Origin of the sequence: Lysinibacillus sp. FSL K6-3209, from assembly GCF_037976175.1 — a bacterium.
Lineage (GTDB): Bacteria > Bacillota > Bacilli > Bacillales_A > Planococcaceae > Lysinibacillus > Lysinibacillus sphaericus_D.
In genome coordinates this window covers 278846-303213 of record NZ_CP150264.1, presented here as the reverse complement: position 1 = coordinate 303213, position 24368 = coordinate 278846, and the positions used below count along the sequence as shown (strand labels likewise).

The following is a 24368-nucleotide window of genomic DNA, read 5'->3' as shown; positions in this document are numbered from 1 at the left end:
AATAAATTAAACAGGAGGTCTTTAGTGCAATATGATTGAGCAATTACAATTAATGGACTTGAAAAATAAAAATAAGCTGATGCTTTTTACTTATTTAGCTTCAACAATTTTAGGTTTACTCGGCACATTATCTTTAAAACCAGATTTTTGGATTATCTTTTTTTATAGCTTTCAAATTATTTTTTATCCATTGTTATATATAGTCAGTAATCGTTATCAAAAAGAGTATGTCTTCCCCTATTTGATCGTGATCATTATGAATGTCTTTAATATTGGTTTAGTCATGATTTATGGTGGGGAATTATCCACTGCTCTTTCAATTTTTTTCTTTGCTATCTTTTCTGCTGTTCAATTTAATACCAAAATATTTAGTATTGGCTATAGTCTAGGGTTTATAACGCTTGGTTTAATTTATCTCTTCCCTAAACCTGAATTTGCTAGTGAAAAAATTACTTCTTTTGTTATCATTTATTTGTTTATTGGATTTCTGTTAACAATCTTAATCCGTATGAATCAAAACCAATTTAAAAAGTTACAAGCATATAGTGAAATCGCAGAAGCCGATGCAAAAACAAAAGAAGAACATAGACTTCATTTAGAAAGCGAAATCGCCGTTATTGCTGAAAGCATTAGTAAAATTAACGAAAAAGTTCAATTTGGTTTAAGATCGCAAGAAGAAATTCAACTAGCCATGAATGAAATCTCATCAGGTAGTATGTTGCAAAGTGAGCAAATATCTAAAATAGCGGACAGTGCACAAAATAACTTAGCAGCAATCCATTCCATGAATGACATAACAGTTCGTTTAATAGATGACTCTATTCAATCTAGTAACTTAGCGGATGAAGGCCAAAATAAAATAAATCATCTTACAACGGAGATGAATAGTCTGCAAAATGTAATATCCAACTTAAGTGAAAACTTCAAAACCTTAACGGAAAAAATTGAAGAAACAAATCAGTTTGCCAATGATATTCAACAAATAACGGAACAGACAAATTTATTGGCATTAAATGCTTCGATTGAGGCGGCTCGTGCTGGGGATGCTGGAAAAGGATTTTCTGTTGTGGCTCAAGAAATACGAAATTTAGCGGATTTAACGAATAATCTTACTGTCAAAATCAGTGAAAATTTAACGGAAGTCAATACAACCAATAAATTAGCACAGGTGAACATGACAAGAAGTAGCGACACATTGCATCAAAGTGTAGAATCTACAAAGTTAGTTAATTCAAACTTTATTCAATTAAGCAATATTTTACATTCATTAAAAATAAAATTTGATGAATTTGAGCATTTATCAAATGAAGTAGCTGTAAACAGCAAAAATGTTGACTCGTCGACAAATGATTTTGCTGCCATTATTGAGGAAGCTACTGCAACCTTACAACAAATGAATGCATCAATTGAAAACATCACAGCTGACAACCATATTATTGCAAAGTACATTGATGACACAGCCAAAAGCACTGAAAACATAAAAAATACTTATTGACTGTACAAAAGAGAAAAAGTGTTAGATTGACTTCAATCAATCTAACACTTTTTTGCTATGTTTGTTATTTTCCAAACTCATTTTACAAGCCTATAAGTCAGAAACTTGTGCGCTAACAGCTTTATTATTATATATTTCTGTATCCAACTCTTTCGTTACACGTGCTGTTGTAACCCCTGCTGTCATTGATCCACTTACATTTAGAGCGGTACGCCCCATGTCGATTAATGGCTCAATTGAAATCAAAATACCGGCAAGTGCAACGGGTAGATGAAGCGCTGATAGCACAAGAATAGCTGCAAATGTTGCACCACCACCAACACCTGCTACCCCGAACGAACTAATTGCAACCACTGCAATAACTGTCATGATAAATACAGGATCTAATGGATTAATACCGACAGTTGGTGCAATCATAATTGCAAGCATTGCAGGATATACACCAGCACAACCGTTTTGACCAATTGATAAACCAAATGAACCTGCAAAGTTTGCTATCCCTTCTGGTACACCAAGTCTACCAGTCTGCGTTTTAATATTCATAGGTAGAGTCCCCGCACTTGAACGTGAAGTGAAGGCAAATAATAGTGTTTCAAGCGATTTTTTTAAATACGTAAACGGGTTTAGACCGCTTAGAGAAATAATTAGTAAATGAACAAGGAACATAATAATTAACGCAACGTAAGAAGCAATAACGAATTTACCTAAGTTGTAAATTGCCCCGAAATCAGATGTTGCGACTGTGCGTGCCATAATGGCTAAAATACCATATGGTGTTAAGCGTAAAACAATTGTTACAACACCCATTACTAATGCATGCACTGCATCAATGCCTTTTTTAATGGTTGCAGCCATCTCTCCATCTTTACGTGCGACACGTAAATAAGCAAAACCTAAAAATGCTGCAAATATAACAACTGCGATTGTAGATGTCGAACGAGCACCTGTTAAATCAAGAAATGGATTCGCTGGGAACAATTCAATAATTTGCGTTGGTAAATCAGGTGCAGTCATGCCCGTTGTCTTTTCTTCTATATATGCCCCACGCTCTGTTTCAGCGTCGCCTTGCATAATTTGAGTAGCATCTAAATCAAATATTGTTGCTGAAAGAATCCCTACTGCTGCTGATACTGCTGTCGTACCGATTAAAATTGCTAAAATTAAAGCGGCCATTTTGCCAAAATTTTTGCCAATTGTCATTTTCGTAAAGGCAATCAAAATAGAAATAAATACTAGAGGCATTGCCACCATTTGTAACAGTTTCACATAACCCGTACCAATAATGTTGTACCAAGATGTTGTCTTGGCTAAAATTTCCGAGTCAATACCGTAAAATAATTGCAACCCTAGACCTAGTGCGATACCTAAACCTAGACCAGCAAAAACACGATTTGAAAATTTCACGTGTTTTTTATTCATAATAACTAAAATTCCAACGCAAGCAAGTAACAGTGCTACGTTAAGAATGACTTGTAAAGTTGACAATAGAAAGCCTCCTAAGATGTTTTATTTATAATGTAAACCGAATTATATACCTATAATACCTATTATTCAAGTATGTTTTATTAAGATTAAGATTTTTAAAAATGTAAGCGGTTCAATTTCTTTGATTTAACGACTAAAAAGGACTACAATCAAATTAGTTTAACAGTAAACTTATTGTGAGAGAGGGAAATAATTTTGGGAAAATTGCAAAATAAAGTAGCGATTGTTACAGGTAGTGGAGCAGGAATCGGTAAAGAAATTGCGCGTAAATATGCACAAGAAGGGGCAAAAGTTGTTATTGCAGACTTCAATGAGGACGCATTAAATGCAACTGTTACTGAGTTTAATAAAGCTGGCTTTGAGGCATTTGGTGTCAAAGTAAATGTTGCGGTAGAAGAAGATATTCAAAAAATGATGGCTAATACGGTTGCTCATTTTGGTCGTATAGATATTTTAGTCAATAATGCCGGAGTTGGTGACAATATGCAGGCGGCGGCGAATGTCGAAGATGCAGTTTGGCAACGTGTCATGGACATTAATGTAAGTGGTGTAATGCGAGCTATTCGACAAGTATTACCAATATTCATTGAAAATGGCGGTGGAACAATTGTCAACATGGCGTCCATTGCAGGATTAACGGGCGGTCGCGGTGGACTAGCTTATACTACAGCGAAACACGCAGTTGTAGGTATGACAAAAAATATTGCATCGCACTACGGTTCACAAAATATCCGTTGCAACGCGATTGCACCCGCACATGTAGAAACTGGCTTTGCTGCAGCCATGACGAATGTTGACCCATTTGGTATGCAACAATCTGTACGCGGTGTACAACTTATGCCAAAAGCTGGTCAAGTTTCAGATATTGCTAATATTGCACTATTTTTAGCTTCTGAAGATTCCAGCCTTATTAATGGTGTCGCTTTAGCAGCTGATGCTGGCTGGAGTGCTTACTAATAAAAAAACCTACCTCGTTTATAAGACGAGGTAGGTTTTAATGCTGTTCGCGAGTATTTTGCTTTGTTCCGCGGGTAATTCACCTTTCTTCGCGGGTAATTCACCTTTTTTCGCGGGTATTTCTCTCTGCTCCGCGGGTAAACCTCTCTTCTTCGCGGGTATTCCTTCTGCTCCGCGGGTAATTCACCCTACATCTTCAATATTTAATGTATAAGGTAGGTTGCTTTGTCATTAATTAGATAACAGCTTCCATATATCTTTTTGCATTCCTTTTTTAATCGTGCTACTGCATCTGATAGTTGGTCAACTGAAGTAAATTGCTGGTATTCGTTTGTAATAACCGCAATTGATAATGAAGTACATGAAAAACGCTCTAATTTTCCAGCTCTATTAGGAACTTGTAATTTCACTAAATCCTCCAGCTCATAAAAATCAATAATTTGCGCATCAAATTCTTCTATAATCGTTTGACAGATGATTGCTACTTCATAATGTGGGAGTATAGCAACAAAATCATCGCCACCAATATGTCCTAAAAAATCTTCTCCACCTGCAATATTTCTTTTGAGAACATCTGTTAAATACAGTAAAATTTTGTCTCCTTTATTAAAACCATAGGTGTCATTATACGTTTTAAAATGATCCAAATCAAAATAAATGAGACTATATGTTTCAAGATGTAATGCCGCTTGTAATTTTTCTTCTATTAATTTATTGCCAGGTAAGCTTGTAAGTGGGTTTAAAAAGCTGGCAATGGCTACTTGCGTCTCTACAAGCTTTAACAACAGTTCTCTAATACTGACCACACCAAAATAGACACCTTTTTTAATGACAATGATATCATCGTACAGGTCCTCTGCTCGTCGGCCCATCGCTTCTGTACTGACTTCGATAATAGGTGTGTCATAATCTACAATTAGAGGATTTTCTTTAATAATCAGCTGGTTTTGTCGACCCATAAATAGATTATAGCCATAGCGTGTACCAATTTTTTGATAGAAATGTGTGCGGGTAATATGTCCAATTGGACTGCCATCTCGTACAACAACAACACTTCGCAATGATGGATTGCTTGTAAAAAGTAAATCTACATCTTTGTTTTTCACAAATTCATCAATACTAGGAACGTTTTCTGTGACTTCTCCTATCTGCATGGTCATCCACCCTTAATTCCCCCAATTGAATGTCTTTTGATGGCCTCCCTAACGCATACCCTTGTGCATAATGGATGCCAATGTCTTGTAAATAATTGATCTCCTCTTGCCGTTCTATGCCTTCTGCTATAATTTTTGTTCCAGCTTGCTCCGCATATTTCATAAGCAATGTAACAAGCTGCTGCTGCTCACTGTTTTTATCGATATATTGAATTAACGAACGATCCAACTTAATAAATTCGGGTTTTAAATAAATCAATGTTTTTAAACTATTATAACCGGACCCCATATCATCCACTGCAATTCGATAACCCTGCGAACGATAATGTGATAATACCCTTTCGAACTCTACAAAATCTAACACAGCGCTACGTTCCGTTAACTCAAAGACTACTTGCTGTGGTTTAATACCTAGCTCTTTTAATAGTTGTAATGTCTCTCCACTATTATATTTTTTATCCAGCAATACATTGGGATGGATATTGAGAAATAGGATAAAATCTTCGTTTAGTAACTCCCCGTGAAGGCGCTCTTTGAAGCGTTGCAATGATAGGTTCCGACAAAAGCATTCAAATAAAAACACGCAATCCGTTTGCCCTACAAATTCATAAAATTGATCGACATTGTTAAATAAATTAGAAGGCGTTGGTCTATTCAATGCCTCAAATCCCATTGTTTGTTTTGTTTGTAAATCCACAATTGGCTGAAAAAAAGTATGTAAATCTTTTGTTTCGATAATTTTATTTAATGCTTTTAACCGTTTTATATATAAAGTATTGCTTTGATGCTGTTCATATAAATGATTTAAATATAAGAATAAATTGCTTGTCTTTACGCTTTGTCTCACAACAGACTCCATTTCTGCACCTCTTAAATTGGTTATTAGTATCCATTGTAAGCTTTCATTGTAAACGCTCTGTGAAGTAGTTGTAAAAAGAACGATGTTGATTTCCGAAAAAGTGACTGGCACTGAAAATAATTAATTACATGAACGCAGGCTCTATTGAAACATTTAAATTTGCAATAAAAGACAATAACTATATTCATTTATCTTAAAATGATGGTACGATACTTAATAATAAATTACTGGAAAGGTAGCTAGATTCCAAAATGAACGTAAAAAACTTTTTGCAATTGCCGATTACAAAGGATTTTACAGTCGTTGCAGGTAGCAATGGTTTACATAAACCTGTCCAAAATGTTGAAATTCTAGATTTTGAATTTTCGCCTGATATTCACACTGTTCGAGAAACGATATTTACACCAAATAGTGTAATTCTTAGTAGCTTATTATTTGCAAAGCAACAGCCTGATTATTTAGTAAATGCTGTAAAAAATCTGATTCAGTTAGAAGCAAGCGCATTAGCATATAAGCCTGTTATTTATAATGATCTACCAGAAGAGGTACTCGCATTAGCCAATGCACATCATTTCCCAATCCTGCGATTTGGTGGAGATGAATTTTTTGAAAAAATTATTTTAGAAACAATGGCTTATGCAAAAACGCAAGACTATACATTCTTTTTAGAAACCATTATGAAACGCCTCATTAACGAAGATGTCTCTGCAGAGCAAATCACATCTTTTTTACAACAATTGAACAAACCGTTTGAAAAATATGTATTCGTAGCGAATTTTCAAATGCAAGCCGTATCGAATACACAATGGATGCAACCTTTTTTGCAATTGGAACCACTATTAAAAACAGGAGTTATTTGCAAATACAAAAATAGCCTCTTTATCTTAATGACCAATCTATCACAGTATTTTCAATTCGAAAAATTTCTTAATGAATGGCTTACAATGTATGATATTTCTACAGACAAATTGACTGTTGGCTATAGCCAGGTGCATATCACACAAACGGCACTTCACCTTGCAGTACGGGAAGCTTTCGCTGCCCGCTTAATGGCAGAAATTGATATGACTCCTACTTGTCATTACACTCAGCTTGGTTCTGATAGCTTGCTAATTGAGTTACATCGCAAAGATCCTCAATTTGCCATGCATTATGTAAAAAACTATCTAGGGCCCTTACTTGATGAAAAGAATGATACTGATTTCATCAATACCGCAATCACCTATATTGCAAAGAAAGGTAATATAAAAGAAGTGGCAGTTGCGCACTTCTGCCATCCCAATACTATCCGATATCGCATGACAAAAATCCGCCAATTGGTAGCACCGCTAGATAATGATTATGTTTTTTATGAACGCTTATCAGCAGCCGTTAAATTGTACTTATTACATAGCAAAATAGCCGATTAAATATTCGCTTTGGAATAAGTACAAAAAAACGCCTGAAAGTTTAGAAACAAAGTCAAAATATTTTCTTCCTTCTCATGCTATTCTTATTGGAGTTAGGAGGAAGAAAGATGAAACAATACATAGCTGATGGCATGCTGCTTACAACTGCTATCGTTTGGGGTAGTGGGTTTGTTATTACAGCCATTGCACTAGAATATTTAACTGCTTATCAAGTGATGGCAGGAAGATTTATATTAGCTTCGATTATACTAACCGTCATTTTTGGATACAAATTAAAAAAAGCAACAAAATCAGTCGTTTGGAAAGGTGTTTTACTAGGCACGATATTGTATATTGCCTTTGCCCTTCAGACAGTTGGTTTACAATATACGACTCCCTCTAAAAATGCATTTTTAACCGCTGTTAATGTAATCGTTGTTCCACTTATTGCTTATGCCGTCTATAAACGCCGAATCGATGGTTACGAAATCATTGGCTCTATTATAGCGCTTGTTGGAATTGGCTGTTTATCATTACAAGGTTCCCTCACAATGAATATAGGAGATGCCCTTTCTCTAGCATGTGCTGTTGCCTTTGCTTTCGATATTTTTTGTACAAACCTTTTTGTACAAAAGGAAGATGCAATCGCTCTTACCATTGTGCAGTTTATAACAGCATCCGTTTTGGGTATCTTGGTCGTCGTCAGTCAAGGCGATATCCCTACTAATCTTGAAAAAGAAGCTATCTATTCAATCATTTATTTAGGGATTTTTTCAACTACTATTGCGTACCTTTTCCAAAATGTAGCAAATCAATATACAACGGCTACAAAGGCAGCCATTATCTTATCAACAGAATCCTTTTTCGGTATGGTGCTTTCGGTAATTTTTTTGCATGAAGTACTGACAGGCAGAATGGTTATTGGCGCAGTATTAATTTTATTAGCTATTTTAATTGCGGAAGTAAAACCCGCCTATCCAAAAAAGCGGATGATGAATAACTGACCTTAACCTCATCTATAAATAGTTTCAGTGTTTACTGAAGCTATTTTTTATTTTGCATAACTGGTTATCATACTTGTCGTAATACCAACTACTAACACAGTAATTATGGAAAGGATTAGTGTATTAGAAGATAATAGAAATCCACCTAAAACGATAACAATCGAATCAATAAAAAAAATAAGAATCCCCACATTAATGCCTGTTTTATCACTTAAAAACTGTGCAACTAGATCTGTTCCACCAGTGCTTGTCTGAAAGCGAAGCATTAAACCGATGCCAAAACCAACTAAAATGCCCCCAAAAATTGCACTATAAATCGCATCGATTTGAATTATATTTCGTATAGGCTTCAACAGGTCAATAATAAAAGACGAAGCAATTAAGCCATGTACACTATTGTAGAAATAAGCTCTGTATTTAAACCAAGCGATAACAAATATTGGAATGCTTAAAATAATAATCATAAGTCCGATTTTTAGTTGATACAAATAGTACAAAATAAGTGCTACCCCTACAACGCCTCCGTCTAGTATTTGATAAGGTGTTAAAAATAGATTAATGCCTAATGATATACAGATACTACCTATTATGATGACCAAGCCTTTCTTCAGAAAAAACATACAACCCCCCTCCGAGACTAAGCATGTCTTATAGTATGAAAAAATTGATTTGAACATGTTTGTGGACATTACCTTTACAACAAGAAAGAATATTTTCTCACCTAGAAATTTTCTTAGAATTGAAACGTATACATCGTGACATGCTCATTCATTGTGTAAGTGTAGGGAGGAGGATTTAGAACGAAAATAGAAGGTCAACTAGCCTCCTATCTTAGTGTCTCACTTACTACTTGTGAAGGAAGCTATAGATGCAGCAAAGATTATTCGCCAGAAAATAATGAAAAAAGAGACATTACCCAAACAAAAGGATAGCGTCTCTTTTTATAAGTTGAAAACTTTAATTTGCACATGCTTTTACCAACAAAATAATAACGATTATCATGACAAGCGAACCAATATTGACTAAACACCCTTTGCTAGGTGAACCGGTATGCGCTTGTGCAGATGCACTGTTCAAAGCGCCTCCAGGATTTTTTCGCTGTTCTTTCACTTTTAAATTTTCCCGTTCTTGTTCTGACATGAAAGCCCCCCTTTTTCAAATTGAACTTCCTCTTACTTCTTTCATAGTATCATTTCCAACAAACGATTCCGCATAAAATCAGAATATTCATTAATTCAACTATATTGCATGCAAATTAAGGAAGTAGAAAAATGTTTAGTATTGGTAATTTTTAATTTAAAAAATATTCTATTGAAATATATATGTATTGGTTATATACTACAAACGATAGTGATAATCATTATCAATTATTTTTTTTAATAGGAGTGTCATTCTAATATGAATTCAAAGCGTTACTTTTCATTATTTACAATGTTATTTATAGCTATTTTTTCTTTAGCTTTAGCTGGATGTGCAGAAAAAGAGTCCGGTGCTGCATCTAGTGATTCAAAACCAGAATCTGATGCTAGTGATACACAATATCCAATCGTTATTAAGCATGCTTTTGGAGAAACTGTAATTGATAAAAAACCTGAACGCGTTGCAACGATTGCTTGGGCAAACCATGATGTGGCATTAGCACTTGGTGTTGTGCCAGTGGGCTTCTCTGCTGCAAACTACGGCGTACAGGATGATAGTGGCATGCTGCCATGGACAGCTGACAAGTTAAAAGAGTTAGGTGAAGAAAATCCTAATATTTATCAAGATACGGATGGTTTAGATTTTGAGGCAATTGCTGATTCAAATCCTGATGTAATCTTAGCTGCCTATTCAGGTATTACACAAGAAGACTACGATACATTAAGCCAAATTGCGCCAGTTGTTGCATACCCAGAAATTCCATGGGTTATTTCATGGCGTGACCAAATCCTATACAATGCAAAAGGTATGGGTATGGAAAAGGAAGGCAAACAATTGATTGCTGATACAGAGAAGTTAATAGCTGATAAGGCAAATGAATTACCTGAATTAAAAGGTAAAAAAGCAGTATTTGCTTCGTTCAATGCAACTGATTTATCTAAGTTTTATATTTATACGCCTGCTGATCCTCGTGGTGAGTTTTTAGAAGAATTAGGTATGGAGTACCCACCAAGTATTAAAGAGCAAGTAAAAGATGACTCTAGTTTCTATATTGAATTAAGTGCTGAAAATGCAGATGCTTTAAAAGATGCAGAAATTTTTATCACATATGGTGATGAAAAAACTTTGGCTGCACTACAAGCTGACCCTATTTTAGGAAAAGTGCCAGCAATCCAAAATGGTTCAGTCATTGTCATAACTGATAATACGCCATTAGCTGCAGCAGGTAATCCAAACCCATTATCCATTCAATATACAATTGACGAGTACTTAGCATTAATCTCTGATGTTGCGAAAAAGTTGAAATAATATGATGAATACTTCCGTTTCAGAAAATAAGCATGTATGGATGCCACGTCACTTCGGTAAGCTGATTATTTTGCTTGCTATATTACTTTGTCTAAGTGTGATGGCATCGCTTATATTTGGTTCTCGGATGATTACTTGGACGCAACTTCTGGATGGTCTATTCCATTCAGAAGTTGCTTCTCATGAGGCAAGTGTTGTTCGACAAAGAATTGTTCGAACAATTTTTTGTTTTATGTGTGGTGCCGCTTTAGGTGTTTCAGGTGCATTAATGCAGTCTGTAACGCGTAATCCAATTGCGGATCCAAGTATACTAGGTGTAAATACAGGGGCATCCTTATTTGTTGTTTGTGGGATTGCCTTTTTTAATATTAGTTCTGCGGATCAATATATTTGGCTGGCAATTGCAGGGGCAATGATTACCGCTATTTTTGTCTTTACTGTTGGTTCAATCGGGAGTGGCGGCGCAACACCAATCAAACTCGTCTTAGCCGGCGCTGCTACAAGTGCCATACTATCATCACTTGTCGTGGCTGTTATGATTCCACGTACGAAAGTGATGGACCAGTTTAGATTTTGGCAAGTTGGTAGTGTAGGTTCTGGTAGCTGGGATAATATCTCACTGTTTATCCCGTTCTTAATAGTTGGAATTTGTATTGCTATCTTCTCTGCGCCAGCATTGAATGCACTAGCATTAGGAGAGGATGTAGCGACTGGCTTAGGTGTTAAAACGGGGACAATACGCTTGCTCGCTTCATTTGGCGGCGTGTTATTGTGTGGTGTGGCAACAGCATTAGCTGGACCGATTGGATTTATCGGTTTGTTAGCAACTCATTTAATTCGATTAATTATTGGTCCAGACGTGCGCTATGTTATTCCCCTTTCAGCATTCGCTGGGGCAATTATTTTAACCATTGCTGATGTGTGTGGAAGACTATTAGGGAGTCCGAGCGAGCTTGAAGTAGGTATTGTAACTGCCTTTATCGGAGCTCCCCTATTAATTTTTATTACAATGAAAGCGAAAATGCGTGCATTATGATGAATGAAACAATGATGTCTATTTATAGTTCAAGAATGAAACGAAAACGTCGTTTCCTACTTATGACGGGTTTGTTAGCAGTTATTTCGATTGTACTTATGGGTTTAATGCTTATGCTTGGCAATACCATTTATCCAGTAAAAGATGTTGTCAGCGTATTATTAGGTGCGGAGGTAAAAGGAGCTTCTTTTGCAGTCGGTACAATTAGATTACCACGAATGATCGTTGGACTATTTGCTGGCTTTGCATTTGGGGCGGGTGGCTACATTTTTCAAACAATGTTGCGCAATCCATTAGCCAATCCAAATGTAATTGGCATCACTGCTGGATCAAGTGCTGCTGCTGTCTTTTGCATTATTGTTCTGCATGCGAGTAATGCATTTGTCTCGATTGCATCAGTAATAGGCGGTCTTTTAACTGCTATCGTTATTTTTATATTATCTAAAGGTAGCTCGTTCTCAATTGGTCGATTAATTTTAATCGGCATCGGTATTCAAGCAATGTTAAATGCGTTTATTTCTTATTTAATGGTTATTGGGAATACGCATGACCTCCCTTCGGCTATGCGTTGGTTAAGCGGAAGTTTGAATGGTGCGAAAATAGAAAATCTTTATCCATTAATTATGGCTGTTTTAATTTGCACCCCCATTGTTCTTTTTTTGGCTAGTCGATTAGAAATATTAGAGCTTGGTGAACTAGCAGCGACATCACTTGGCGTTGCTACAAACAAAACGAGGTTGGTGCTCTTGCTTAGCTCGGTTTTAATGATTGCGTTGGCTACAGCAGCTGCCGGACCGATTGCCTTTGTTGCCTTTCTAGCAGGTCCAATTGCCAAAAAGATTGTTGGTGTAGGCTTTTCAAATATCGTGCCTGCTGGCTTAATTGGCGTTATTTTAGTATTGGCGGCCGATTTAATCGGTCAGTTCGCATTCGATACCAGATATCCTGTTGGCGTAATTACGGGGATTATTGGGGCACCGTATTTAATTTATTTATTAATTCGTATCAATCGAAAAGGAGATTTGTAATATGAAGCCAACACATACATTTCGAGCGGAACAAATTACTGCTGGTTACGACAATAAAACGATTTTACAAGACGTTAGTGTAACGATTCCTAGCAATAAAATAAGCATAATTATCGGAGCAAACGGTTGCGGAAAATCTACGCTACTAAAAACGATGGCACGACTCATTACGCCAACTTCAGGGCAAGTAACATTGGATGGGCAAGCTATTCAAAAAATTCCACCGAAGCAACTTGCCAAAATACTAGGCTTGTTACCACAAACGCCTATCGTTCCAGAAGGAATAACAGTTGCCGATTTAGTTGGTAGAGGGCGATTCCCCCACCAGAGCTTTTTAAAAGGTTGGTCTAAAAAAGATTATGAGGCTGTTGCTGAAGCGTTGGAAATGATGAACATTACAGAATTTGCTGATCGCCATATTGATGAATTATCAGGTGGACAAAGACAGCGTGTATGGATTGCCATGGCATTAGCGCAGCAAACAGATATTTTATTTTTAGATGAGCCAACAACGTACTTAGATATTACGTACCAAGTAGAAATTTTAGATTTACTGACTGATTTAAATCGTAAATATGGCACGACCATCGTCATGGTGTTACACGACATTAACTTATCAGCACGTTATGCAGATTATATATTTGCCCTACATGAAGGGAAGCTCGTAGCAGAAGGACCACCATCTGACATTATTACAAATTCATTAATTAAAGATATATTTGCACTCGACTGTATAGTAATGGAAGACCCTGTATCCCATTCACCATCCGTCGTACCAATTGGACGACACCACAACCAAATTGACAATATAGCGCTGAAATCAAAATCAAGCTAACAAAGTAGCGATGCATTTCATTGACATGACAAGGGAAATTGAACAGGAGTTAGACGCTTGTTTCCTTTCCCTTGTCTTGTTTCTTTTTCTCATAAAAAAATGCCACCTCCTTTGATCAGGAAGTGGCATTGTTTGATTTAAATTTCTCCATGCATCGGGTCATTTTTATACTTTGGCCCAATCATGTTAAATAAAATGTTTAAGATAATCGCTGTAACCGAACCACAGACGATACCGTTTGACGTAAGAACCGATACGTATGATGGCAATGATGCGAAAATATCTGGAACAACCGATACACCTACACCAAGGCCAACTGCAATCGCAGCAATCATGGCGTTTTCCGCTGATTCGTTCATAACAGGTACAAGCATGCCCATGCCTTGTGTAATAACCATACCGAACATCGCCAACATTGCCGCACCAAGTACTGGTGTTGGAATAATTGTTGTGAGTGCTGCAATTTTTGGTAGGAAACCAAGTGCTACTAGTAAACCACCTGTGATGTAGATAACTTTGCGATTTTTTACGCCAGACATACGTGTAAGTCCTACGTTTTGTGAGAATGTAGTATATGGGAAGGCATTGAAAATACCACCAATAACAGAAGCAAGACCTTCTGAACGATAACCACGTGCTAAATCTTTTGAATCTAGTTTTTTATTGCAAATATCGCTCAATGCGAAATAGACACCTGAAGATTCTACTAAAGAAACCATCGCGACAAGCGTCATAGTTAAAATCGCTGTCGCATCAAACGTTGGCATTCCGAAATAGAACGGTTGAACCATATGGAATACACCCGCATCTGACACAGGACTGAAATCCACTTTACCCATAAATGCGCCAAGCACTGTACCGACAACTAAGCCAATTAAAATTGAAATGGCACGCACAAAGCCTGTAGTAAAACGGTAAACGACTAAAATAATTACTAATGTAATAAATGCTAAAGCCACATTAGAACCCGATGCAAAGTCTTCTGCACCTTGTCCACCCGCCATATTGTTCAATGCAACTGGTAATAAAGAGATACCAATAATGGACACAACAGAACCTGTTACAACTGGTGGGAAGAATTTTACAAGCTTACCGAAGAAGCCTGCAATGACCATAACGATTAGACCTGATGCAATAATGGAGCCATAAATATCGGTAATGCCTTGTTCAGGGTTTGTCCCAATTGCAATAATTGGACTTACTGCTGTAAAAGTACATCCTAAAACTACTGGTAAACCAATACCGATAAATTTACCTGAATACACTTGAAGTAATGTTGCGATCCCACACATCATAATGTCAATCGCTACTAAATAAGTCATTTGCTTTGAATCAAAACCTAAAGCGCCACCAATAATAAGCGGAACTAAAATCGCACCTGCATACATCGCAAGTAAATGTTGAATAGCTAGCGTCGTTGACTTAAAGGCATTCATTACGCGCGATCCTCCGTTGCAAATGTTACTTTGCCGTCTTCTAAAGAATCCACAATTGCTAATGATTCAACGCGAACACCTTGCTCACGTAATAATTTTCCACCGTCTTGGAAGCCTTTTTCAATCACGATGCCGACACCGACAACATGAGCCCCTGCTTGCGCTGCAATATCAAGTAATCCTTTTACTGCTTCACCGTTTGCTAGGAAATCGTCGACGATTAAAACATTGTCATCTTTACTTAAAAAATTACAAGATACTGAAATATCATTTGTTTCATTTTTTGTGAAAGAATGTACTTTTGACGAATAGAGATTGTCTGATAATGTTAAAGATTTACGTTTACGAGCAAATACTACTGGTGCACCGATTTCAAGACCTAACATTACAGAAGGTGCAATTCCTGAAGATTCAATTGTTAGCACTTTAGTAATAATTTCATCAGAGAAGCGATTTGCAAATTCATGCCCAATTTCTTTCATAAGCTGTGGATCAATTTGATGATTTAAAAAAGAATCAACTTTTAATACAGACGAAGATAAAACTTTACCTTCCTGCATAATTTTGTCATGTAATAACTTCATTGCTGCTTTTCCTTCTTTCTTAAAATAATAAAAACGCTGAATACTTTGATTCCATTCATCTACGAGTGGAGCAAGGCATTCAGCGTAAAAACGTCGAAACTAATAGAAAACATCATCGCTAGTATGAGTTTTTCTAAAGCAATGCTACCCATAGTCGATTCATTTACGGTAAATCGGTAGAAACTTACGAGCCATATTCTCGCTATTATATGAGTGAAACAGTATTAAGCTGGTTGAACTTTCTTATTATAAATATCCATTTTTATAATTTCAATATGAATATGCATAATAAGCTGATGCATGTCTTCTTTCGGCAGATGCTTATATCTAGTGCTGAAAAAAGTTTAAATTTTCGGAATTTAATGGTATTTACACATTATTTCATGGTAAACGTTCGTGTTTTGCAATCAATGCTCTGATTATATCAGACTATTTTCGACCTTGCTAGTCATTATTTAGATAAATGGAAAGGTACGGTCATAATGACGACATTTTTGTGAAATAACAGCGATGTACGAATTAATAAACTCGACTGATTGTGTAACATGTGATGCCAACCTTTCTTCGGTAAAAACTGTGGAATGACTACTGTTACTTGATAGCCTGTTTTCGCATATTGGTGTTCTACCTTATCAATAAATTTTTTTAAAGGTTGCGTAATACTTCGATATGGCGAATAGTACGTAACGAGACGTATATCTGGTTGCCATGCCTTCCACTTTTCCTCAAAGGCTTTAGCATCAGCCTGATCAAATGCTACATAAAAGGCAATAATTTTTTCCACATTCAACGATTGCACATAATGCAGTGAATTTTCTACCACTTTTGTAATCCCCGCTACCGGTACAATAAAAACATTTCCGTCTACTATCGGCAATGCTTCTCCATTTAGTCGTAGTTGTTCTCCGACTGCATTGTAATGCTGCTTAATGCGATGAAACATCCAAATAATCATTGGTAAAAAGATGAATACTGGCCATACTTGAGGTAATTTTGTAACAAAGAACATCATCGCCACTACAAAGGAAATGGCTGCACCTATTGTATTTATAGCGAATTTCGTCACCCATCCATTTGGCTTTTCACGCCACCATTTTCGCATCATACCAGTCTGCGCTAATGTAAATGGTATAAAGACCCCTACTGCATAAAGAGGAATTAAATGCTCTGTTGCACCGTCGAACAACACAATAAGGACAATCGCTGCTAATCCGAGCATCATAATCCCGTTGGAATAACCAAGTCGATCTCCACGAATTTGAAAAATTCTTGGTATAAAGCCATCTCTTGATAAATTAACTGCGAGTAAAGGAAATGCTGAATAACCTGTATTGGCAGCAAGTACTAAAATCATAGCTGTCGTACCTTGCACGATATAATAAAATACATTGCGTCCAACACTCGCTTCAGCAATTTGAGAGACAACCGTTGCTTGAGCGTTTGGCACAACTCCGTAAAAATAAGCTAAGCCAACGATACCAATAAACAGCACTGCTAAAATACTTCCCATTGCTAATAGCGTTTTCGCTGCATTATTTGGTGCAGGGCTTTTAAAATTCGGGATAGCATTGGATATCGCTTCTACGCCCGTCAATGCCGAGCTTCCTGAAGCAAATGCCTTTAATAGTAAAAACAAACTAATGCCCGCAACTGGCGTCCCGATTTTTGGATGCAACTCAGCGGGAACTTGCCCCGTTGCGACGTTATAGATACCTATCCCAATAAGCATTAACATCACAACGACGAACAAATATACAGGATACGCTAAAACAGATGCTGATTCTGTAACGCCACGTAAATTTAATAGTGTTAGGCAAATAACAAAAAACACTGCAATCGGTACATTATAAGCATGTAAACTTGGAAATGCTGATGTAATAGCATCTGTCCCAGCAGACACACTAACTGCAACCGTTAAAATATAATCAACGAGTAATGACCCACCTGCTACAAGACCTGCATTAACGCCTAAGTTTTCACGGGACACTACATATGCCCCGCCACCATGTGGATAGGCGAAAATAACTTGTCGATAGGATAACGTGAGTGCCACAAGGAGCACCACTACGCCTGCTGCAATCGGTAACGAATACCAAAAGGCAACCGTACTTACTGTCATGAGCACAAGTAAAATTTGCTCTGGTCCGTATGCTACTGATGACAATGCATCAGATGATAATATAGCCAATGCCTTTGTTTTACTAAGCTTTTGTTCCCCTAATGCATCGGATCTCAATGGTTTACCGATAACATAACGTTTGAATGAGGATTTCATTTTTAACACCTTCTAGATTTTTAGAGTGTGTTTCGCCTTTCTAAATCAATTACACCTTTGCATAATCGCTCTTTCTAGCTACTGGGGCTTGGGATGCCAAATGACAACAAAAAACGTCTACAAGTCATCACAAATACGACTTGTAGACGTTGTAACGTCTGACAAGCTCCAACTTTTCTGCTCTTAACGCTTACGAGGTTAGCTGTCGGATTCGGGCCTGAGTAGCCCTACTCTTGTAAAGAGATTCACCCCAAGAATTGTAGAGACAATCCATCAAAATTGGGTCCCCCGCGTTTAGTTGCTTCAGCGATTTAGAAATTTGAAACTTTTATAATGATGTCATATTACGCCTGTATTAATAAAAAGTAAAGAACAGATTATATAGTTTTCGTAAATTTTTTCCTTATATGTAGAAGCCCATTACTGGTAAACGTTTCGGATTATTTTTGCTGATTTCCATGGTTTTATCCGCGATTTAACTCACTTCAGCAGTGATTTCCCATTGTTTTTTGGCAATGATAAAAAAAACAAGCAAACTTCTTCACATTTTTCAGTTCTAGCTATAGAATAGTAGTATCATTATTTTCCTATAGGAAACTTTATTTCACTAACGATACTTTTTGAAACGAGGGAACAACATGGCCTATAAACCGATTAAGAAGTCGGCAGCCGAAGCTGTTTTAGATGGCGACATAAAAGGCTGGCAACGTATTTTACCCTTTCTAGGTCCGGCATTTATTGCAGCGGTTGCCTATATCGATCCCGGCAACTTTGCCACAAATATTACAGCTGGCTCGCAGTACGGTTATTTACTTCTTTGGGTTATTGCCTTTTCTAATTTAATGGCTGTACTAATTCAATCTTTATCAGCAAAACTTGGCATTGCAACAGGAAAGAATTTGCCGGAAATAGCAAGAGAGAACTTTTCTAAAAAAACTTCTATATTTTTATGGATACAGGCTGAACTTGTAATTATCGCAACTGATCTTGCAGAGTTTATCGGTGCTGCCCTCGGTCTATATTTATTATTTAACATCCCAATGCTACCAGCGGCACTAATTACGGCAATCGGCTCATTCGCCATTTTAGAGCTACAACGCAGAGGTTTTAGAGCTTTTGAAGCTGGTATTTCTGGTATGGTGCTAATTGTGGTACTCGCATTTGCGTTCCAGACATTTTTAGCTCAACCTAATTGGGGTGAAGTAACACTCGGAATGCTGACACCACATTTCGAAGGAGTCGATTCCCTATTACTTGCAACAGGTATTTTAGGGGCTACTGTTATGCCGCATGCAATCTATTTACATTCTTCCTTAACGCAAAATCGCGTTATTGGTCGTAATGACAATGAAAAGCGACGTATTTTCCGTTTCGAGTTTATCGATATTGTAATTGCAATGATTATTGCCGGCGCGATTAATATGAGCATGCTGATTATTGCAGCAGCGGTGTTCCATACGCAAGGATTAGTAGTTGAGGATTTAGATATTGCCTATAATGGTTTACGGGATGCTCTTGGCCCTATGGCAGCCGTTTCTTTCGGTCTTGGTCTTCTTATTGCAGGGCTTGCAAGCTCTTCTGTCGGTACATTAGCAGGAGATGTTGTTATGCAGGGCTTTATCCAGCGTAGAATTCCTCTCTATTTGCGCAGAGCCATTACAATGATTCCACCACTGGTCATTATTGCATCTGGCGTCAATGCAACCTATGCGCTTGTATTAAGCCAAGTCATCCTGTCATTCGGTATTGCTTTTGCGCTTATCCCGCTTGTGATGTTCACAAGTAAAAAGGACATTATGGGTAGCCTCGTCAATCACCGTATCACAACAATTCTTGGCTGGTGTGTCGTTGTCATCGTCGTAGCGTTAAATATTTACCTATTATGGGAAACGCTATTTGCTTAATAAAATAAAGATGAAATAATAGAAAAAGTGTTAAAGCGACTGCGTCACTTTAACACTTTTTGCTATGACAATTATCTGTTACTGCGGGGTTTATTGGCTGACAGATGTGTACAACAAAAATAAAAACTGCCCTAACATTTAGGACAGTTCTCATTATTATTTATCCACTTTTAAATCACATTTTTGTAGTGGAATCATTTTTGTTTTATGTTTTATTTTATAGCCTAGCCACAATATAACAAAGAGTGGGATACCAATATATGAAACAAGAACGCCATACCAGTCAATTGAATCACCAGTGAATGCTGTATAGTTTTGACCAATGACTACAATCATACATACGGTGAAAGCAAAGAGCGGACCAAATGGATATAGCTTTGCTTTATAAGGTAGTAATTTTGAATCCAACCCTTGTGCTTCAAACGCTCGGCGGAAGCGATAATGACTAAAGGCAATACCAAGCCATGCAATGAAGCCTGACATCCCAGAAGCGTTTAGAAGCCACATATAGACAACGCCATCACCAAAAAATGATGCTAAAAATGCTAGACAGCCTACTGCCAATGTAAGCAGTAATGCATAAATTGGAATGCCGCGACGGCTTAATTTTGTGAAAATTTTAGGTGCATGTCCATCTACCGCTAATTGCCATAACATACGTGATGATGCATATAAACCAGAGTTACCTGCAGACAACATTGCAGTTAAAATAATAGCATTCATTAATGAGGCAGCAAAAGCAATGCCTAAGCGATCGAATACTAATGTAAATGGAGATACCGCAATATCTTCAGATAATAAGCGCGCATCCGTAAATGGAATCAACATCCCAATCGCCGCAATCGCTAAAATGTAAAATAAAATAATACGCCAGAAGACGGATTTTACAGCCTTTGGAATGTTCTTTCCAGGGTCATCCGTTTCGCCAGCAGTAATACCTAATAATTCTGTTCCTTGGAACGAGAAACCAGCTGCTAAAAATATACCGAATGTTGCAAGGAAGCCACCATGGAATGGACCATCACTTATAAAGAAATTCGTGAAACCAACCGGTGCTTGCCCTCCTAAAATACCAAAAATCATCAATAGGCTGACGATAATAAAAACAATAACAGTCGCCACTTTTATCATGGCAAACCAATATTCACTTTCACCATAGCTTCTAACAGATAGTAAATTGAATGTTAGTACAATCATAATAAATACTACTGTCCATAATGCAGAGGAGCTATCAGGAAACCAATACTTCATAATAAGCGAAACAGCTGCAATTTCTGCTGCAATTGTGATCGCCCAGTTATACCAGTAGTTCCAACCAAGGGCAAAGCCAAGAGCAGGATCTACGAATTTTGTTGCATACGTACTAAATGAACCCGATGACGGCATATAAGCTGCCATTTCGCCCAAGCTAGTCATTAAAAAGTAAACCATTATACCGATTAATGCGTAAGCAAGTAGTGCACCACCTGGTCCAGCCTGTGCAATAGCGCCACCACTTGCTAAAAATAGCCCAGTCCCAATAGTACCGCCTAATGAAATCATCGTAATATGACGACTTTTTAATTCTTTTTTCAGCTTCGGTGCTTTATGGCCGAGCTGATTAACTTTTATCTCACTCACGTTAAAGCTTCCTTCCTTTTATAAGAGGCAAAAAAATGCCATCACATGAACGTTGTGATGGCTAAGTAAATCCTCTGTTTCTTCAAAATGATAGCGCAACACGTTGTCCAACGTGACAGTTCTGTTCCTTTCGGAGACAGCCCCAGCATGAGGTTTTCAAGTCCCCTCACACTTCGGCGATATTTCCTTTCAGCTAACATCTTTAATGCTTGTCATTTCCATTAGCGTACTCATAAATACCGCGACCTCTACCTCAATACAAACATGAGGCATATAATTATTAAATTTATGATGTGTCTTAGTTTAACATACGACCTTAGACATTTCAATAAAACGATTAATGTTCCGTATTTTATGAATTTTCTACTATTTTTAATAGTGTGATAAAGTGTTATAGTGGTTCGAATTATAATTGTTCTATCAGGGAGGTACTAGTTTTGACAACGAACGAACAATCTACTTATCCTAGCAAAAAGATTAACTGGAAGGGAACAACCCTACTGTTAGTTATCGGTGTGATTTTTCTTGCATCCACATTACGTATGCCCTTAACAGTAGTAGGGCCAATTATATCCTTTATACGTGAAGATCTTGGTATATCCAATGTACTTGCAGGCTTTCTTACAACGATCCCATTACTTGCATTCGCAATTGTATCCCCTTTTGCACCCATCGTTGCAAGAAAACTCGGACTTGAATTAACACTATTTTTATCAACAATTTTATTAGCTGGAGGCATTGTCCTACGTTCACTTGGAACAACGGGATTACTCGTATTTGGTACAATGATTATCGGTGTCGCCATTTCATTTGGTAACGTCCTTATTCCAGGTCTACTAAAATTAAAATTTCCATACCATGTTGGTTTACTAATGGCGTTTTTTACAATGTCTATGAATTTAACAGCAGGGATCGGGGCTGGTATTAGCTACCCTATAGCCAATGCAGTGCTGGGCTGGCAAGGTGCACTTGCTATTGCTTTAGCGCTAGTCATATTAACAATTGTGATTTGGCTACCCCAATTAAAATTTAATAAGCCCGAATCAACTGTAATCTCTACAAAAGCGCGTATACCGTTGTGGAAATCACCAGTTACTTGGGCAGTTACCGGGGCAATGGGACTACAATCGTTATTATTTTATACTACCGCAGCTTGGATTCCTGAAATTTATATTGCACAAGGCGTAGCCGCGGATCGTGCGGGTTGGATGTTTTCCATCATGCAAATCTCACAAGTGCCCATGGCATTAGTTGTGCCTATAATCGCTAGCAAAATGACATCCCAGCGACCACTCGTTTTAATGTTTACAGCATTTTATATCATTGGTTTTACAGGCGTTGTGATGGAATGGACTAGTCTTGCTGTGTTGTGGATGATATTGCTTGGCTTAGCAGGTGGGGCTTCATTTGCACTTGCCATGATGTTCTTTACATTACGTACACGTACGGCTTTTGAGGCGGCAGATTTATCTGGCTTTGCACAATCCTTAGGTTATTTATTAGCCGCAGTCGGTCCAATTTTATTTGGCTATTTACATGATTTATTTGGCGGCTGGAATATCGCTGGGTGGCTATTTGTTGCCGTTACAGCTCTACTCTTCTTCTGTTCATTTAGAGCTTCTAAAAATGAATATATCAATTAATAAGAGGCAGTTCATTTTCTACAATGAGCTGCCTCTTTATCATTAGTATGGGGGTTTTTGGTAAAAATAATTAGGTGTATGATAGACATTTACATACGGCTTATGGAAAATATGTGTCGTTGCAGGCGATAATGGTGGAATCAACCAAGTCCAGTTGCCTGTTAAATCGCGCCCTGCCTTGTGCTCTGCTTCTTCAAATAGCTTAAATTGCTGTGCTGCGGTATGATGATCAACGATACTTACGCCATCTTCTTTAAAGGAATGAAGGACAGCAATATTTAATTCTACTAGCGCACGATCACGCCAAAGAGATGCTTGCTTTGTTGTATCAAGATTAAAAATTTCTGCTATCTTCGGTAACATATCATAACGGTCATGATCAGCTAAATTCCGTGCTCCAATTTCTGTCCCCATATACCAGCCATTAAAGGGGGCTGCCTGAAAGTCAATACCCGCCATTTGAAAGCGCATGCTCGATATAATTGGCACCGCATACCACTTCATTCCTAGTTCTCCTACCCCTGACTGCTCAGGATGACGAATCGCAACCTCTAATACATCTTCACTTGGGATTGGAAACCATTGCGGTTTACGGCCATCTACTTGGATCACGAGTGGTAGCACATCAAATGCTGTTCTTGCTCCTTGCCAACCAAGTGACTCGCACACTTTTGTAAATGGCACCGAATGGGAATCACCAATAATCCCTGCTTCTGTTTCATAACCTGCATAACGTATAAGCTGATGATTCCATATTTTTACTCTATCAGAGGCAAATACCGTTATAGTCGGACGAATCTTACCACCATTTGTTGCATATCGAATATGGTGAAGTAATTTCTCAAAAATAGCATGCTCATCTAAAACCTCACGTGCATCCTCAACATGAAGTGATTGCCAAAATAATCTCCCAATACATTTATTACTATTACGCCATGCTACTCTCGCTCCAAAAGTAAGCTCTTCCGTTGTAGGAGTATATGCGCCCTCTGTGACAACTTGCTGTAATCTATTTGTAAGCCATTGTTCCGACTCATTTTGTTCCAATTGATAAAGTGCTAAAAAACGTTGTATCTCTTGTAAATTCATGTCGTTTTCCTCCATCTATCCCCATATTAGATGAACAGCATACAATTCACCACGAAAAAATCCGTAAGAAAACATACATCTTTTATATATGAAATACTTTGTTCAAATTTAAACGAAAAATTAAAAAT

Annotated in this window: 20 protein-coding genes and 3 riboswitches; of the genes, 10 read left to right on the top strand and 10 right to left on the bottom strand. The window is 37.4% G+C overall.

Going from position 1 to position 24368, the window contains the following annotated elements:
* Positions 1-31: 31 nt before the first annotated feature.
* Positions 32-1495, top strand: a complete 1464-nt coding sequence (locus MHH88_RS01605) for a methyl-accepting chemotaxis protein (RefSeq protein ID WP_339261169.1) — start codon at positions 32-34, stop codon at positions 1493-1495.
* A 90-nt stretch (positions 1496-1585) separates the two neighbouring features.
* Here MHH88_RS01605 and MHH88_RS01600 read toward each other — a convergent pair whose 3' ends face one another.
* Positions 1586-2980, bottom strand: a complete 1395-nt coding sequence (locus MHH88_RS01600) for an L-cystine transporter (RefSeq protein WP_339261167.1) — start codon at positions 2978-2980, stop codon at positions 1586-1588.
* 195 nt (positions 2981-3175) lie between these two features.
* Between MHH88_RS01600 and MHH88_RS01595 the strand changes: the two genes are divergently transcribed.
* On the top strand, positions 3176-3937 hold the full coding sequence (locus MHH88_RS01595) for a glucose 1-dehydrogenase (protein WP_339261165.1): 762 nt from the start codon (positions 3176-3178) through the stop codon (positions 3935-3937).
* Between the two features lie 203 nt (positions 3938-4140).
* Here the strand turns inward: MHH88_RS01595 and MHH88_RS01590 are convergent, their stop codons facing one another.
* A complete protein-coding gene (locus MHH88_RS01590; RefSeq protein ID WP_069513031.1) occupies positions 4141-5091 on the bottom strand; it encodes a GGDEF domain-containing protein in 951 nt (316 codons plus the stop codon).
* On the bottom strand, positions 5057-5950 hold the full coding sequence (locus MHH88_RS01585) for an EAL domain-containing protein (protein ID WP_069513032.1): 894 nt from the start codon (positions 5948-5950) through the stop codon (positions 5057-5059). The genes MHH88_RS01590 and MHH88_RS01585 overlap by 35 nt, the downstream gene beginning before the upstream one ends.
* A 251-nt stretch (positions 5951-6201) precedes the next feature.
* Between MHH88_RS01585 and MHH88_RS01580 the strand changes: the two genes are divergently transcribed.
* Positions 6202-7359, top strand: a complete 1158-nt coding sequence (locus MHH88_RS01580) for a PucR family transcriptional regulator (RefSeq protein ID WP_339261162.1) — start codon at positions 6202-6204, stop codon at positions 7357-7359.
* A 107-nt stretch (positions 7360-7466) separates the two neighbouring features.
* The gene (locus MHH88_RS01575; protein WP_069513034.1) at positions 7467-8342 is read left to right on the top strand and encodes a DMT family transporter; all 876 of its coding nucleotides are present in this window, start codon (positions 7467-7469) and stop codon (positions 8340-8342) included.
* Between the two features lie 47 nt (positions 8343-8389).
* Here MHH88_RS01575 and MHH88_RS01570 read toward each other — a convergent pair whose 3' ends face one another.
* Both MHH88_RS01570 and MHH88_RS01565 read right to left on the bottom strand, forming a co-directional pair.
* Complete coding sequence (locus tag MHH88_RS01570; RefSeq protein WP_069513035.1) at positions 8390-8962, bottom strand: YitT family protein; 573 nt, start codon at positions 8960-8962, stop codon at positions 8390-8392.
* Positions 8963-9299: 337 nt separating this feature from the next.
* The gene (locus tag MHH88_RS01565) at positions 9300-9482 is read right to left on the bottom strand and encodes a DUF6366 family protein (RefSeq protein ID WP_069513036.1); all 183 of its coding nucleotides are present in this window, start codon (positions 9480-9482) and stop codon (positions 9300-9302) included.
* A 258-nt stretch (positions 9483-9740) separates the two neighbouring features.
* Here MHH88_RS01565 and MHH88_RS01560 point away from each other — a divergent pair, with 258 nt between their 5' ends.
* The 4 genes from MHH88_RS01560 to MHH88_RS01545 are packed head-to-tail and all read left to right on the top strand — an operon-like array spanning position 9741 to position 13689.
* Positions 9741-10790, top strand: coding sequence for an iron-siderophore ABC transporter substrate-binding protein (locus tag MHH88_RS01560; RefSeq protein ID WP_103977560.1), 1050 nt, complete (start codon positions 9741-9743; stop codon positions 10788-10790).
* A gap of 1 nt (position 10791) precedes the next feature.
* On the top strand, positions 10792-11826 hold the full coding sequence (locus tag MHH88_RS01555; RefSeq protein WP_176723225.1) for an iron ABC transporter permease: 1035 nt from the start codon (positions 10792-10794) through the stop codon (positions 11824-11826).
* Positions 11823-12854: an iron chelate uptake ABC transporter family permease subunit gene (locus tag MHH88_RS01550; RefSeq protein ID WP_339261155.1), complete on the top strand. Its 1032-nt coding sequence runs from the start codon at positions 11823-11825 to the stop codon at positions 12852-12854. The genes MHH88_RS01555 and MHH88_RS01550 overlap by 4 nt, the downstream gene beginning before the upstream one ends.
* A gap of 1 nt (position 12855) precedes the next feature.
* Positions 12856-13689, top strand: a complete 834-nt coding sequence (locus MHH88_RS01545) for an ABC transporter ATP-binding protein (protein WP_339261153.1) — start codon at positions 12856-12858, stop codon at positions 13687-13689.
* 137 nt (positions 13690-13826) lie between these two features.
* Here the strand turns inward: MHH88_RS01545 and MHH88_RS01540 are convergent, their stop codons facing one another.
* From MHH88_RS01540 to MHH88_RS01530, 3 genes are all read right to left on the bottom strand, one after another.
* Positions 13827-15125 (bottom strand): nucleobase:cation symporter-2 family protein, encoded by a 1299-nt coding sequence (locus MHH88_RS01540; protein WP_339261151.1) that lies wholly within the window; start codon positions 15123-15125, stop codon positions 13827-13829.
* Complete coding sequence (locus MHH88_RS01535) at positions 15125-15709, bottom strand: xanthine phosphoribosyltransferase (protein ID WP_339261149.1); 585 nt, start codon at positions 15707-15709, stop codon at positions 15125-15127. Before MHH88_RS01535 ends, MHH88_RS01540 begins: the two co-directional genes overlap by 1 nt.
* A gap of 131 nt (positions 15710-15840) precedes the next feature.
* Positions 15841-15942: riboswitch (purine riboswitch) on the bottom strand.
* Between the two features lie 218 nt (positions 15943-16160).
* Positions 16161-17984 carry an APC family permease gene (locus MHH88_RS01530; protein ID WP_339261147.1) on the bottom strand — a complete coding sequence of 608 codons (1824 nt, stop codon included), beginning with the start codon at positions 17982-17984 and terminating at the stop codon, positions 16161-16163.
* Between the two features lie 173 nt (positions 17985-18157).
* Positions 18158-18303, bottom strand: a riboswitch (cyclic di-AMP (ydaO/yuaA leader).
* A gap of 319 nt (positions 18304-18622) precedes the next feature.
* Here MHH88_RS01530 and MHH88_RS01525 point away from each other — a divergent pair.
* Positions 18623-19888, top strand: coding sequence for an Nramp family divalent metal transporter (locus tag MHH88_RS01525; RefSeq protein WP_339261145.1), 1266 nt, complete (start codon positions 18623-18625; stop codon positions 19886-19888).
* 156 nt (positions 19889-20044) lie between these two features.
* Here MHH88_RS01525 and MHH88_RS01520 read toward each other — a convergent pair whose 3' ends face one another.
* Positions 20045-21508: an amino acid permease gene (locus MHH88_RS01520; RefSeq protein WP_339261143.1), complete on the bottom strand. Its 1464-nt coding sequence runs from the start codon at positions 21506-21508 to the stop codon at positions 20045-20047.
* 83 nt (positions 21509-21591) lie between these two features.
* Positions 21592-21767: riboswitch (Lysine riboswitch) on the bottom strand.
* 178 nt (positions 21768-21945) lie between these two features.
* Between MHH88_RS01520 and MHH88_RS01515 the strand changes: the two genes are divergently transcribed.
* Entirely contained in the window at positions 21946-23151 is a 1206-nt protein-coding gene (locus MHH88_RS01515; RefSeq protein WP_339261141.1) for an MFS transporter, read from the top strand.
* A gap of 42 nt (positions 23152-23193) precedes the next feature.
* Here MHH88_RS01515 and MHH88_RS01510 read toward each other — a convergent pair whose 3' ends face one another.
* Positions 23194-24240 carry a nitric oxide synthase oxygenase gene (locus tag MHH88_RS01510; RefSeq protein ID WP_339261139.1) on the bottom strand — a complete coding sequence of 349 codons (1047 nt, stop codon included), beginning with the start codon at positions 24238-24240 and terminating at the stop codon, positions 23194-23196.
* Between the last annotated feature and the right edge of the window lie 128 nt (positions 24241-24368).